Source organism: Psychrilyobacter atlanticus DSM 19335 (assembly GCF_000426625.1).
Taxonomy (GTDB): domain Bacteria; phylum Fusobacteriota; class Fusobacteriia; order Fusobacteriales; family Fusobacteriaceae; genus Psychrilyobacter; species Psychrilyobacter atlanticus.
This window is the reverse complement of sequence record NZ_KE384547.1, coordinates 1,050,040-1,064,673: the sequence shown is the minus strand read 5'-3', so window position 1 is coordinate 1,064,673 and position 14,634 is coordinate 1,050,040. Positions and strand designations below refer to the sequence as shown.

Sequence of the window (14,634 nt, the reverse complement as noted above, 5' to 3'; positions counted from 1 at the left end):
CTCTAAAATTAAATACTAGCCTATTTAAATTTTGAAATACATATCCCACCTAAAACTAAAAACATCCCCACTGCCCCACTGACAGTTATTACTTCATTCAAAAATAATGTACCGATTATTGCTGTTGTAGGTATCTCGACTAAACTGATGATACTTGCTTTCACCACAGGAATATAATTTATCGCTTTTAAAAATAAGAAAAATGCTATCCCTGTAGGAAGCAGTCCCAATAAAAGAGAGGTAGCTATTATATGATTGTTGCTGTATTCTGAAACTAAGTTTCCAAAGTCACAGAATATAAATACTACTATAGCCCCTATACCAAAGGCATATGAAGTTATTACCTCGCTGTCATATTTCCCTTCTAATTTCTTACTGAATATAGGAAACAATCCATAGGTTATCCCTGATAAAATACCAAAACCAATTCCAACTACATCAAAATTCACTTTTTTTATATCTCCGTTAACTATTACAAATATACACCCGATCAGAGTAACAGCCAAAGAGATCAGATTAAATTTTGTAAGTTTTTCTTTGAATACAAAGCTTGAAAATATCATTGTAAATAACGGACCTGTACAAATCAATAACGTAGCTATTATAGATCCCGATATATTCACAGCATTATAATAAAATATATTTGTACAGGCTTGAGTTATTACTCCAATAATCAATATATATACAAACCCTTTTTTATCTATTTTCAACTTGTTTTTCCCTTTTTTGCATAAAAAAATAGCTGTCAATAAAAATCCAAAAAACAACCTGTTGAATGCTATCTCATAGGGGGTTAATCCTAGACTACCCAAAACTACTCCTAACCCTCCCATTGTTGCCCAAATTACACCTGCCAGTAAGGCAAAAAAACAGCCTTTTCTTTCCATGATTATCCCCTCCTTTTTATACCCGAATAGTACTCCAAAGTTATAAAATAAGCAACCTATTTTTTACTTATTTTTTATCTTTTTTTCGACCTATTTATGAGGTGAATAATCACTGCTTTTTTCCCCTCTATTTTTCAATATAATAATGAAGATTTTTCTTTATTCTTCACAGCTGATATACTATGTTTCCTATATAAATTTTAAAAATAAAATTACAACTTTTTATTTTTCATAATATATAATTTTTTATTTATTTCTCATTTTAATTTCCTTGAGAAGTTCACATCAGAAGGAAGAGTTTATTTAAATAAATTAGTAAATAAATACTCTTTGGAGTATAATCATCTTAAAAACTACATATTCAACAGGGAGTGAGTCATGCTAAAAGAGATCAATTTTACCTTTAACAACTACATGAAGGCATTTAAATTCATAGGCCAGAACAATCTAAAAAAGTTTTATCTTATTCCGGGAATCATCAACATAATCCTCATAACCTTATTTTATTTCTTGAGCAGGTTCATTGGAGGGACTTTAGTAGAGTTTGCAGGTAATCTTTTAGGAGGAGACCTAAATTCATTTATCCAGTTTATTTTAAAATTTATTATCTATCTGACAATTTTTGCGATCTATTATTTACTCTATAAAACATTGATCTTAATCGTTCTTTCTCCATTTTTAAGTTATATATCAGAAAGAACCGAATCAATAATTACAGGGAAGGAGTTTAACTTCAGCTTTAAGGAAAACTTATACTTCATTAAAAGAGGTATAGTTGTTACAGTAAAGTCATTTTTAAGGGAATTCGTAATGACCTGTATCATCCTACTTTTATTCTTTATTCCTCTTGTAAATACAGCTATCCCGGTATTGTTATTTATGGTGCAGTCATACTACATTGGATTTTCATTTATCGACTATACTCTGGAACGGCATGATTTTGAAACAGGAACAACTATTATTCGTAAAAACTATCTATTTTTCCTAATCAACGGAGGGCTATTTACAATATTACTCTTTATTCCCCTCATAGGAATATTCATAGCACCACTAGCTACAGTAGTAGCGACTACAACGGGGACATTAGAATTAATTGAGGAGAATAAAAAGGGCTGATTTGCCTTCTAAGGCCCCCTAAAAACTTCCCCTTATATTTATACCCTTAGTGTCGAATTTTATTAAATAAGAAGCTCTTCTATCCATTGAAAACACTGGGGTAGAGAGTTATAAAATGAGAAAGGCCACTGAGTAGCCTTAAAGGGTTACTAAATGGCCTTTTAGGCCACTCAGTGGCCCTTTTTTAGGTTAAAATAAGGGGTTAATTACAGTAATTATAAATATGAATCTTAGCTTTTATACACAAACATAAAGTAATTTAATGATGTATTAACAGTTAACTATCAAAGCTGCTGCTCCTATTATTCCTGCTTCGTTACCTAATTTTGCAGGTAAAATTTGTAAATCATCAGTACATGCTTGCAAACTATATTTTTTTATCTTTTTTCTAACTCCGTCAAATAAAATATTTCCTGCAAGAGCTACTCCTCCCCCTATTACTACTACCTCTGGATTAGTTACATGTAATAAAACTGATAGCCCATAGGCTATATATTCCGTAATATAGTCAACTATGTCTAAAGAAAAGCTATCTCCTAATTTTGCTGCATCAAATACATCTTTAGCTTCTATTTTTTGCCCTTCTTTACTCGAAATAATATCCCAAAGTTTATTATTTTTATTTACAATAAGTCTTGATTCTGCTTCTCTTTCAATTCCTGTAGCAGAAACATACGCTTCAAAACATCCTTTTTTTCCACATCCACAAAGTTTTCCATTAGGAACTATTGTCATATGACCAATCTCTCCACCGGCACCTTTAGCTCCACCAACTAATTTACCATCAGTTACTATTCCGCCTCCTATTCCAGTTCCAAGAGCCATTCCAATAACATCGTTGTAGCCTTTAGCTGATCCTTGCCAAATTTCCCCTAAAGTAATTACATTAACATCGTTATCTACCTTTACTCTATATCCTGTTTTCTCTTCTAATATCTTAGCAACATTAAGATTTTTTTTCCAAGGAAAATTAGCAAAAAAACTTACTATTTCTTGATGAAGTACAGGACCAGGGATTCCCATTCCTATTCCAAGTATATCTTTATTATCAATATTTTTTTCAATATTCATTTTTTTTATTACTTCGGAAATTTTATTAAAACATTCATCAAAACCTGCCTGTGAATTTGTTTTTATAGATTTTTTTAATAATATTTCTCCTTCTATATTGAGTAACCCAATCTTGGTATTTGTACCTCCAAGATCTACTCCAAACAAATATTTCATACTTATTTTATCCCCCTAATTTTTTTTCATTTTTTAGTCTAAATCCCCTACGATTTTTTTCCCATGGAATTCAGCAAATGGTATTTTTAACTTTACTTTTTCATAATTTTCTAAAGTAACTCCACCGGCAACAACAATTTTAATTTTATTATTAGCAATTTTAATCATTTTATTTAATATATCCGCTCCTTCTAAAGCTGTTTTATGCCCTCCAGAAGTAAGGATTTTTTTAACTCTTAATTGAGCTAAATTTTCTACCTCATTTTCAGGGTTTGTAACTTCATCTATAGCTTTATGAAAGGTAACTTCCATACCATTAGTTTCTTTTAAAAGTCTCTTTAAAATAGAATAATCAACCTCATTATTAGAAGTTAAAACTCCTAATACCACACCTTTTACTCCTAATTTTTTAAATAATTTGATATCTTCTATCATAATTTCAACCTCTTCAGGAGAGTAACAAAAATTTCCTCCTCTAGGCCTTATCATAACTAATGTTGGTATTTTTAATTTTTCTAAAACTTTTTTTACTGTTCCATATGATGGCGTAGTCCCTCCCTCATGTAGGTTTTCACAGAGTTCAATCCTTTCAGCACCAGATCTTTCAGCATTTTTAGCCTCTATAAAATTCCCAACACAGGCTTCTCTTATTGTCATGTTTCTAAACCTCCAATTAAATTAATTTACTTAAATTTAGGATAGATTTGATTTAGATTACCTAGTATCTCTCTATTCTAATTCTTGCTGTTCTTTTTGAAAAATTTTTACTTGATCCTCTTCATATTTACTAGCTTTATCTAGAATCCTCAAAAATGGTAGATAAATTAATGCTCCAACAATTAAATTTGTAATTTGCATTAAGGATCCTGAAATATCTCCCACTGTTATAAATCCACTTATAAGTGCAGGAGTAGGCCATGGAAATGGTACTCCCAAAGGTTTAGAAACTAATCCAATAGACATTGCTACATATTGAGTAGTTAGCATCACTAACGGTACAATATTAAATGGTATCAACATAATTGGATTCAGTATAATGGGCAGCCCAAATAATACCGGTTCATTGATATTAAAAATTCCAGGTATAGCTCCAATCCCCCCAACACTTCTAATATGATTACTTCTAGCAAATAGTAGAATTGCCAAAAGTAGAGAAAGAGTACTTCCTGCACCTCCCATCCAAATGAGATCAAAAAACTGTTCTGTAATTATATGTGGTAACGGTAAACCTTCTTTTAAAGCATTTATATTATCAACTTGGTTTTCTAACCAAAATGGTCTTATCAATCCATTTATCATGGATCCACTATTAATCCCTACGGACCATAAAAGCGAGATACACAAAACTGTTAAAAATGATCCAATAAATGAAGTTCCTAAAGATTTTAATGGTAGCGCTAAAATATTATATATAAAATCATGAATAGTACCATAATCAGTATTCATCATTGTGACTCTAAGCAACAGAGCTAGTGAAAGAATAACTGTTCCTGGGATTAATGCTTCAAAAGATTTTGTGACTTCAGGAGGAACACCGTCAGGCATTCTAAGTAATATATTATGATTTACAAAAAATTTAAATATTTTAACAACAACAATACCTATAATCATCGCAACAAATAATCCTTTACTACCAAGCCATGTAAAGGTAATAACCTCTCCAAGAGTAGTTGTAGATTTTAAAGGTGTTAATGTTAAAAATGAAGCTAATGAAAGCAGTCCAACAGCAATACTATCAATCTTAAATTGCTTGCCTAATTGTTGCGCTACTAAAAAGGCCACATAGACAGCAATTAGAGAAAATGTTGCATTAATAGGAATCTCTAAAGTTCTTTTCCAACTTGGACCAAACTTATTATACATAAAATCTTGATATACAGCTGACGGTAATACTGAAATAACTAAAAATATAGACCCAATCATAAGTAGGGGCATTAAGATAATAAATGCTTTTCTTATTCCATTAATATAATTATTTTGATTTATCCAAACTGCTATAGGAACTAATTTTTCTTCTAAAGTATTAATAATTTTCATATAACTCTCCTTATCAGATATTTTTATAAAATGTTTCTCAATATAATATTATACTACTAGATATTCAAGAGTCAAAATTCAAGAGTTAACATGATCTTAGATACACAATATTTTAAAACCTTAGGAGATATACTTTAAAAGATTATTTCAAATTTTCCTTTGGATCATAGTCAAAATCTTTATCCAAAGGATAAATAGGTCTTAAAACCTTATCATATCTAATATTTTCAATGTCTTCATTCGTACTTCCTTTAGACAGAGCCATTATTGTTTTTTTAGCAATTTTTCTATGAGGATCAGTAAGATACCCTAATTTACAAACAATAATTTCTGTTGTTAAAGGGTTAAGACCTAAATCAATAAACATTTCAGGAGTAATATATCCCACATGTTTTTCTGAGACAATAATGTCTACACCATTAGAATTAATAAGAGCTAAATCACTTTTATAATTACCCCATGATTTCAAATAATTCTTTACAGTTCCTTTAATAATCAAAGGTTTTGTTGTTAAAACATCGAATTTAGCACCTATAATTATTTCTATAGTTTTACCTACTTCCCCTTCACATTGAAGTGTAGCTTCTGGATCATAAATCCCACCATAGATAACAGGACTATTTAATTTCGATGTTCTTTCATCTTTTAAGATCAATTCTAGCAGTTCAGTACAATCAGAAGATGACCCGGCAGTTGGATTATCTCCAGAATCAGACAAATAAATAGGAAAATCTCCTTCTTTAATAGCTTCAAATGCTTTATCTATAGATTTTTTTGAATGATAAGTCTCTGTATGGAATTTAAAGTTATCTCTCAAACTCCAAAACTCATCCGCTAACTCTAGTGCTAACTTATCAGCTAATCCTTGGTTATTTGAGGTAACAACATATGCAGCAATACCAGCTTCGGTACTGTCTGCCCATGGATAACCCATTAAATAAGAAGTTGCCAATACATCTTCTCTTTTTTCTAATTTTCTTAATTTATCCATGAGGGATACCATAGGCTCTGTAGATGTTTCTGATTTTTCTCCGGCTATAAGGGCAGGCAATCTTACCCATGCTTTTGTCAATTTAGTATTATTTTCCAACATCTCAATTAACATCTTTGCTGAATGTTCTCCTGTTTCAAAACAATCAGTATGAGGAGCAAATTTATACCCTACATATGCCTCACAGTTTTGATGCATATTATCCGTCATTGTTGTATGCATATCTAAAGCACAAACTATAGGAGTATCAGGAAACAATTCCTTTAGAGCAATCAATAAATCCCCTTCTGCCTCTCCTAACCCTTTAACTCTCATTGATCCATGTAGTGCAAGGTTAATTGCATCAATTTTTCTCTCTTCATTAGCAATAACAGCTCTTTCTAGAAAATCTTTTTTTATTGCTTGATAAAAAGATAGGCTAACTTCTCCATTGGGAACAGCTCTAGCATTTACAGTAGGGACTACTTCATAACCCTTATTAATAAGAGTATCTATTATCCCCTTAAGGGAATCATTTTTACTTTTAAAGTTTAATATTTCCATCCCATATTCCACATTAAAATCTTTCTCATCAGCTATTATTGGATTAAAAGAATTTGATTCGTGACGCATTCCTCCAACTAAGATTCTTCTCATAAATTCCTCCTATTTTGATTTTTCAATTAAGTGACATGCTACACTATGACTATTGCTCTTTTTAATTAATTTTGGCATTTTATTTTTACAAACATCTAAAACTTCAGGACATCTTGTTGAAAAAGGACATCCTTTTGGTGCATTAATAGGACTAGGAATATCACCTTTTAATACAATCCTATTTCTTTTTCTAGTTGGATCTGTCACAGGAATCGCTGATAACAATGCCTTTGTATATGGGTGCATAGGGCTACTGTATAGATTCTTTTTATCTGCAATTTCTACTAATTTTCCTAAATACATTACTCCAATCCTATCAGAAATCATTTCTACGACGCTTAAATCATGAGATATAAATACATATGTTAAACCATATTTTTCTTGTAATTCTTTAAAGATATTAAGTACTTGTGCTTGAATAGAAACATCTAAAGCACTAATAGGCTCATCCGCGATGATCAAACTAGGATTAACTGAAAGAGCTCTAGCTATACCTACTCTCTGTCTTTGACCACCACTAAATTCATGGGGATAACGAATCGCATGTTCTTCACTTAATCCTACAATATTAAGCAGCTCTTTAACTTTATTTTCTCGTTGGACTTTATTCATCTCACTATGAATCAAAAGAGGTTCTCCTACTAAGTCTTTTATTTTTAATCTAGGATTTAAGGATCCGTAAGGGTCTTGAAAAATCACTTGCATCTTCTTTCTATATTTTAACATTTCCCTAGTATTGAGATGAGTTATGTCACTACCATTAAAATAAACTTTACCTTCTTCTACATCTAAAATTTTATTAGCTACTCTACCTAAAGTAGATTTTCCACATCCACTTTCTCCTACAATGGCTAACGTTTCACCTTTATAAACCTCTAAAGAAACATCATTTAATGCATGTACAAAGGTTGCTTTTTTCCCAAATGATTTCTTTGTTGCAACAAATTTTTTATGAACACCCTCTAATTTTAAAATTACCTCTTTCATCTATTTCTCCTTCTCTTCTGTAAGATGACAACGACACTCTCTATTTTGACTTATTTTTACTAATTTAGGTTCTCTAGTAAAACAAATGTCTCTTGCAATATTACACCGTGGAGAAAACTTACATCCCTTTGGCATATTTCCTAAACTAGGCACTTTCCCCTCTATAAAAGGTAATTCACTATTCCCACTTCCTAATTTGGGAACTGAAGCAATTAATCCCTTTGTATATGGGTGCTTTGGAGATTCAAATAGATCTAATACATCGGCTTTTTCAACAATTCTACCTGCATACATCACTAAAACCTTATCGCACATTTCTGCAACAACACCAAGGTCATGAGTAATAAGTAAGATTCCCATATTTTTTTTCTCTTTCAATTCTAAAAGTAATTCCATTATTTGAGCTTGAATAGTCACATCCAAAGCAGTTGTTGGTTCATCAGCAATTAGAAGTTCTGGGTTACAGGCCATAGCCATAGCAATCATAACCCTTTGACACATTCCACCACTTAACTGATGGGGGTATCTAGTTAAAACATTGTCTGGACTAGGGATTCCAACAAGATCGAGCATTTTAATAGAATGTTCCTTAGCCTCTATTTTTGAAAGTCCTAAATGGAGCCTACTGCTTTCCATAAGTTGATCCCCAATTTTCAAAACTGGATTTAAAGAAGACATAGGATCCTGAAAAATCATAGACATCTTTCTCCCTCTGAGTTTTCTAATTTCATTTTTGCCTAAGTTTAATATATTTATTCCTTTAAACTCTACCTCACCTTCTGTTACCTTTCCCTGCTCATCTAAGAGTCTCATTATGGAAAGGGAGGTAACTGATTTACCACTTCCACTTTCGCCAACCAAACCTATAATTTCCCCCTCTTTTATATTAAATGAAACGCCTTCAATAGCAGTAACACTACTTTTATCCTTTTTAAATTCTGTTTTTAAATTATTTATTCTCAATAAGTTTTTCATAGTTATCTCCTTAATTTAATTTTGGATCCAAGGTATCTCTTAAACCATCTCCTAATAAGTTAAATGCTAGAACAGTTAAAAATATCATTAAACCTGGATAAAAAAGCATATGAGGTGCTAATCCAATATAATCTCTTCCCGTAGATAACATTGCACCCCAATCTGGTGTTGTAGGGCTTGCTCCAAACCCTAAAAAACTAAGTGATGCTGCAGAAATTATAGCTGTTCCTATTCTCATAGTTAAAGTAACAATTAATGTTGGAAGAGTCCCAGGGAAAATATGAATAAATAATATTCTAAAATTCCCAACACCAATAGATTTAGAAGCTTCTATATAAAGTAATTTTTTTAAAGACAATGTTGAACTTCTTACAATCCGAGTAAAGGAAGGTATTCCATATATTGAAATTGCTACTACAACATTCATAAGACCTGGTCCAATAATTGCAACAATTCCTATTGCTAACAATAATCCTGGAAATGAAAATAATACATCACAACTTCTCATTATAATACTTTCTATTTTCCCACCATAAAAACCAGCAATTAATCCTAATAAAGTTCCTATTAATGCACCTATAAAAACTGAACTAAGAGATACCCCTAGAGAAAGCCTGGTCCCAACTATTATTCTATTAAAAAGATCTCTTCCATACTCATCTGTTCCAAACCAGTGAGCAGAACTTGGTGCTGCTAAAAGATTATCATAATCAGCAAAATCCGGATCTATTGTTATTGGTTGAAAAACCCCTACTAGTATCAGTACCACAATAAATAATAGTGATAATACTGCTATTTTTCTTCGTGTAAAATTTTTAATAAATTCTTTATAAGGTTTTTTTATTTTTTCGTCATTCATTTTAACTCTCCTTTATTCATATCTTATTTTAGGATTTAATATTCCATACATTACATCTACAACTAGATTTACAACTATAAATTGAAGGGTAAATATTAATAAAATCACTTGAATAACTGTATAATCTCTAAATAATATTGAGTCTATTAACAATCTTCCTAGACCTGGTATCGAAAAAACTGTTTCTACTAATACTGATCCTGCAAGTAAAAAACCGAATTGTAGACCAACTATCGTCACTACATCAATCAATGAGTTTCTAAGTGCGTGTTTTCCGACTACTAACATCTCTGAAACGCCTTTAGCTCTAGAAGTACGAATATAGGGTTCTCTTAAAATCTCTATCATAGAAGAACGAGTATAACGAGCTATCATAGACATGATTCCCGCTCCAAGCGTAATAGAAGGGAGTACATAACTTTTTAATCCATCTATTCCTCCTGTTGGAAACCATCCTAAATCAACAGAAAATACTTGAATAAGCATAAGTCCTAACCAAAATAACGGTAAAGAAATACCAGAAATAGCTCCAATCATTACAAAGTAATCAAGAGCTTTACCTCTATTTACAGCAGATATAATACCAGCAACTACTCCAAAAATTGATGCCCAAATAATTGAAAAAATAGCTAAATATAATGTCGGTTTAAATCTTGGAATAAGCATTTCCTTTATAGGCAAACCTGTTTTTATAGATACTCCTAAATGTCCGCTAAAAAAATCTTTTAAAAAATTAAAATATTGTAAATACATAGGGTCATTAAGTCCTAATTGTTCTCTCATAATTGTTATTTCTTCTAATGTTGCTTGATGACCTGCTAGTAATCTTGCTGGATCCCCAGGGATTAAATGTATAAATAAAAATACTAAGATTGAAACTATTATTATTATTGGAATAGTATTTAATAAACGTTTTAAAATATAATGTCTCATTTTTTTATGTATGATAAGTATATAGGCTCCATCATACCCTCCTTATTTTTTTATAATCCTATATATTATTTTTATTAATCCATCTAAAACTTAATATGAATTTTTTTAAAAAAGAAATGCAGTAACACTACATTTCTTTTTTATTAACTATTTACTTGTATCAGCTTTCTCTAAATTAATTGCACCATCAGGCATAACGTATACATTTTTAGTGGTTTTCCTTTTAGCCGAAACTAATTGATCAGAACCTAAGAAAATCCAAGGAGCATCATCCCAGATAGTAGACTGCATATCTGCATAAATCTTTGCTCTCTTTTTAGAGTTAGTTTCAATTGCACCACCATCAATCATTTTATCTACTTTTGAATTCATATAATAAGCTGTATTAGCAGATACTGGAGGTATGAAGTGACTATGGAATAAGTTTTTAGTAGCCCCATCAATATCAAAAGAAGACCAATTTACATACCACATATTAATTTTAGCCTCTTCAGGAGTTTGAGCACTATATATTGAATTAGCTAAAGTTCCTTCTTCCATTGGCATAACTTCAACTTTAATTCCTATTTGAGCTAATTGTTGATTAATAAATTGCATTCCTTTCATATCTTCTGTATTATTAGATCCCCAAATAGAAGTTGTGAAACCATTAGGATATCCTGCTTCTTTCATTAATTTTTTTGCTTTTTCTAAATTAAAAGCATACGGTGTTTGATCAACATGATATTCTAAAGCTTCAGGTACAGGTGATGTTAAAGGAACTAAATACCCTGATTTTACTACTTGTGCATAAGCTTTTTTATTAACTGCGTAGTTTATTGCTTGACGAACTTTTTTATTTTTAAATACATCTTTAGTTGTATTCAAAGTGACATATCTGGATATAGTAGAAAACCCAGTCATAATTTCAATATTTTTATTCCCTTTTATTCTTCTAACTTGTTCTGTAGGCATAGGGTAAATAAAATCAGCTTCCCCTGTTTGAAGCATAGCAATTCTAGATCCATTTTCTATAACAGGTTTAAAGGTTACTTTATCTACTTTTGGTTTTTCTCCCCAATAAGAATTATTTCTTCTTATAACTAATTTATCCCCTTGAACCCATCTATCATAGACATATGGCCCTGTTCCAACAGGATGTGTAATAATTCCCTGGTCACCATATTTTTTTAGAGCTGCCGGACTTATAATTTTTAAAGAGGCAACTCTGTTAAGCATTGGTGAATAAGGTGTTTTTAAAATTATTTTTACTGTATCTGCTCCAATTGCTTCAACTTTCTGTACTGCTAAAAAATTTCTACGTCTTCTTAAATTTTTCTTTTTGTCCATTACTCTATCAAAGTTATACTTGACAGCTTTAGCGTCTAAAGCTGTTCCATCACTAAATTTTATCCCTTTCCTAATTTTAAAAGTATAAGTCAAACCATCCTTGGAGATGTTATAGCTTTCTGCTAAGAGAGGTTTTAATGTCATATCATTTTCATACTTTAGTAACCCTTCATACATAGTCGCACTTGCCGTTCCGGATAATGTATCCGACAAATTATGCGGGTCTAAAGAAATAAAATTGGCATTAACTGCTATCACCAATTCTTTACTCTTTGCAAATCCTGTTATCGATATTACAAACATTAACACCGTCAGTAAGAACACCATTCTTTTTTTCATTTTTTGCCTCCTTAAATTAAATTGTTTAGCATTAAAAATATTCCATACTACTCAAAATCTGTTTTGTTGAATTAAAACTCAAAACAAAATTATATTTTTATTCTACTCTCATCTATAATAATGTCAATTTTGCAATTTTAATGTATTTATTTCGTTTATATAGTTTTAATTGAAGTCGATAGTATTTGAAATTTTAATAAATATAAGTTATAATCGACTATAACGAAATAACGAAATACTCTATATCGTTTAAAATGAGGAAAAATATATTGAAAAAAATTAAATTAAGGAGGTTTTATGGAAAATATTTTAACTTTTGAACAAATTAAAAGATTAAAAAAAGATATTACAATAGAATTTTCTAGTCGATTGACTAAAAAAGAAAAAAAAATTATACAGACTATTATTGATGAAAAAGATTCTGCATCAATTTCTATAAAAAAAATGTGTGAAGTTTTAGAAATAGAAGGAATAGAAGAAATAAAAAAAATACTCTCTAAATTTATGACAAAATATTTACTGTTAACTTCAGATCAAGCCTCTTATTTTAGTTTTGTTAGTATTTTAGAGATGTTCCATATTATAGGTGAAAACATTCATTTGAAATTCTCAAATCAAATTCTCAATTCATTTGAAGTCGGGAGTAATTATGAAAAATTAGGAATAAATAAAATTATAACTTTTAAAGAAAAGTTTACCTACAGATTTTATCAACATATAAAAAGAAATCTTTTTGACAAAGTAGAAATAAGTATGAAAGACTTGAGAGTACTATTAGAGATAAAAGAGACTTATAAAAGATTTTATGATATAGAAAAAAATCTCTTAAAACCTATTTTTAAAGATTTAGAAGACATAGGAGGTTTGTCTCTAGAGTATACTAAGATAAAAGATGGTGAGTTTAAAAGTGCTAAAATTACTGCAATTGTTATAGAAAAAAAAGTTGTAAAAGATATAACTAACAGTGTTATTAATGAGATAATGAGCGAAATAAAATTAAAAGTTGAAAGTTTTACATCTATATATGACCTTATTGAAAAAGCTATAGCACATAGAGGTGTAAAACATGTTAAAATGGAAGTTGACTATGCACTTAAACATTATAATCACAATGAATTAAAAGTAAACTTTGATGAATTTTTAAGTCGAATATTATCCCAAGAAATAAATGTGATTCCAAAGGTAATAATAGAGCCAGATTATACAATAAAGAAAAAATACAAAACATTATTTGAACTTCATAGTGAAGTTTTAAGTACAATAAAAAAATTCAACAAAGGTACATCTTATGCTTCTATCTATCTTTTTAATTCCCAGTTCTTACTAAAGATCTATAATTTAAAAGACGGAGAAAGTGTCGTTTGTTGTGGTAAGGGAGTAAAGGTCGAAATTTATTATAAAAAAAATAGTGTATCTATCCTTAAATTTTATTTTGAGGGGGTTAATAAGTAATGTTTAAATTGATGGAGAAAAAAAGGGGCTGAGTTGCCTTCTAAGACTTTCTAAAAACTTCCCCTTGTGTTTATACCTTTGATCTTGAAAAAACGCAAATAATAAAGCCTTAAACTCACTGAAAACATTGGGATTGAAAGGCTCTAAATGAGAAAGGCCACTGAGTAGCCTTAAAGGGTTACTAAATGGCCTTTTAGGCCACTCAGTGGCCCTTTTTTAGCTTAAAATAGAGGTTAAATTACAGTAATTCGTCCTTACTCATTTTTATAGGGTTCTGCGAATATTCAAAAAGGCACATTGGGATTAATCCCTATATGCCTTCTTCAATTTAAAGATTTTTCTATTTTTTTGCGTTCTTGAATTTGTTGGTGAAAGTGAAGCATTCTCAATCTAGCTCGCGACTGGAATTTTTTAACCCTTGAATTTCATTTCTTTTTTCTAGATGTTACCCAGCTTCGCAGTAAACACCTTACTTAGTCGTTAAACAGAATAAGTTTTCTCAAGATTCTTAGATTATATAATAATCTTTAGAAGTCTTGGGGATGCCCCTTGCGAGTACGCAGTGAAGCGAGGACTGTCACAGTAAAAAGACGGAAATAATCCCTGACTTACTTCTATAACATCAAATGGTTATTGCTTCGGCTTCTCTATTTGAGAGAAGCCATAACGAGAAAGTATAAGATTTTTCTTTCTTTTTCTGCATTTTTATTTTTTTCTAATGTCATTAGAAAAAAATAAAATATTCGCATATCCGAAATGGAGTCCGTTAAGGGTGACACCCTTAGAACCTTTTTTTCAATATTTACTTAAAAATTAAAATACATTTAATAGCTGTATATCCATTAGGTTCCAAAGTTTCCGCCTTT

Annotated in this window: 12 protein-coding genes; 2 read left to right on the top strand and 10 right to left on the bottom strand. The window is 30.5% G+C overall.

All coding sequences use genetic code 11. From position 1 onward, the window contains the following. Window positions 1-20: 20 nt before the first annotated feature. Window positions 21-887, bottom strand: a complete 867-nt coding sequence (locus tag K337_RS0105470; protein WP_028855720.1) for a DMT family transporter — start codon at window positions 885-887, stop codon at window positions 21-23. 378 nt (window positions 888-1,265) lie between these two features. On the opposite strand from K337_RS0105470, the gene K337_RS0105465 reads away from it, so the two are divergent. Then, entirely contained in the window at window positions 1,266-2,003 is a 738-nt protein-coding gene (locus tag K337_RS0105465) for an EI24 domain-containing protein (protein WP_028855719.1), read from the top strand. 270 nt (window positions 2,004-2,273) lie between these two features. On the opposite strand, the gene K337_RS0105460 is transcribed toward K337_RS0105465, so the two are convergent. The 9 genes from K337_RS0105460 to K337_RS0105420 form a co-directional block, all read right to left on the bottom strand. After that, on the bottom strand, window positions 2,274-3,230 hold the full coding sequence (locus K337_RS0105460) for an ROK family protein (protein ID WP_028855718.1): 957 nt from the start codon (window positions 3,228-3,230) through the stop codon (window positions 2,274-2,276). A 33-nt stretch (window positions 3,231-3,263) separates the two neighbouring features. Further along, the gene (locus K337_RS0105455) at window positions 3,264-3,887 is read right to left on the bottom strand and encodes a copper homeostasis protein CutC (protein ID WP_028855717.1); all 624 of its coding nucleotides are present in this window, start codon (window positions 3,885-3,887) and stop codon (window positions 3,264-3,266) included. Window positions 3,888-3,959: 72 nt separating this feature from the next. After that, a complete protein-coding gene (locus K337_RS0105450; RefSeq protein ID WP_028855716.1) occupies window positions 3,960-5,267 on the bottom strand; it encodes a PTS sugar transporter subunit IIC in 1,308 nt (435 codons plus the stop codon). 142 nt (window positions 5,268-5,409) lie between these two features. Next, window positions 5,410-6,894, bottom strand: coding sequence for a M81 family metallopeptidase (locus K337_RS0105445; RefSeq protein WP_028855715.1), 1,485 nt, complete (start codon window positions 6,892-6,894; stop codon window positions 5,410-5,412). 9 nt (window positions 6,895-6,903) lie between these two features. After that, a complete protein-coding gene (locus K337_RS0105440; protein ID WP_028855714.1) occupies window positions 6,904-7,881 on the bottom strand; it encodes an ABC transporter ATP-binding protein in 978 nt (325 codons plus the stop codon). Further along, the gene (locus tag K337_RS0105435) at window positions 7,882-8,862 is read right to left on the bottom strand and encodes an ABC transporter ATP-binding protein (protein ID WP_211226097.1); all 981 of its coding nucleotides are present in this window, start codon (window positions 8,860-8,862) and stop codon (window positions 7,882-7,884) included. It abuts the gene before it with no gap. A 4-nt stretch (window positions 8,863-8,866) separates the two neighbouring features. Continuing rightward, on the bottom strand, window positions 8,867-9,715 hold the full coding sequence (locus tag K337_RS17740; RefSeq protein WP_051251621.1) for an ABC transporter permease subunit: 849 nt from the start codon (window positions 9,713-9,715) through the stop codon (window positions 8,867-8,869). A 12-nt stretch (window positions 9,716-9,727) separates the two neighbouring features. Then, complete coding sequence (locus tag K337_RS0105425; RefSeq protein WP_028855712.1) at window positions 9,728-10,648, bottom strand: ABC transporter permease; 921 nt, start codon at window positions 10,646-10,648, stop codon at window positions 9,728-9,730. Window positions 10,649-10,795: 147 nt separating this feature from the next. After that, a complete protein-coding gene (locus K337_RS0105420; protein ID WP_028855711.1) occupies window positions 10,796-12,316 on the bottom strand; it encodes a glutathione ABC transporter substrate-binding protein in 1,521 nt (506 codons plus the stop codon). Between the two features lie 297 nt (window positions 12,317-12,613). Between K337_RS0105420 and K337_RS0105415 the strand changes: the two genes are divergently transcribed. After that, window positions 12,614-13,768, top strand: coding sequence for a replication initiation protein (locus K337_RS0105415; protein ID WP_028855710.1), 1,155 nt, complete (start codon window positions 12,614-12,616; stop codon window positions 13,766-13,768). Window positions 13,769-14,634: the final 866 nt, after the last annotated feature.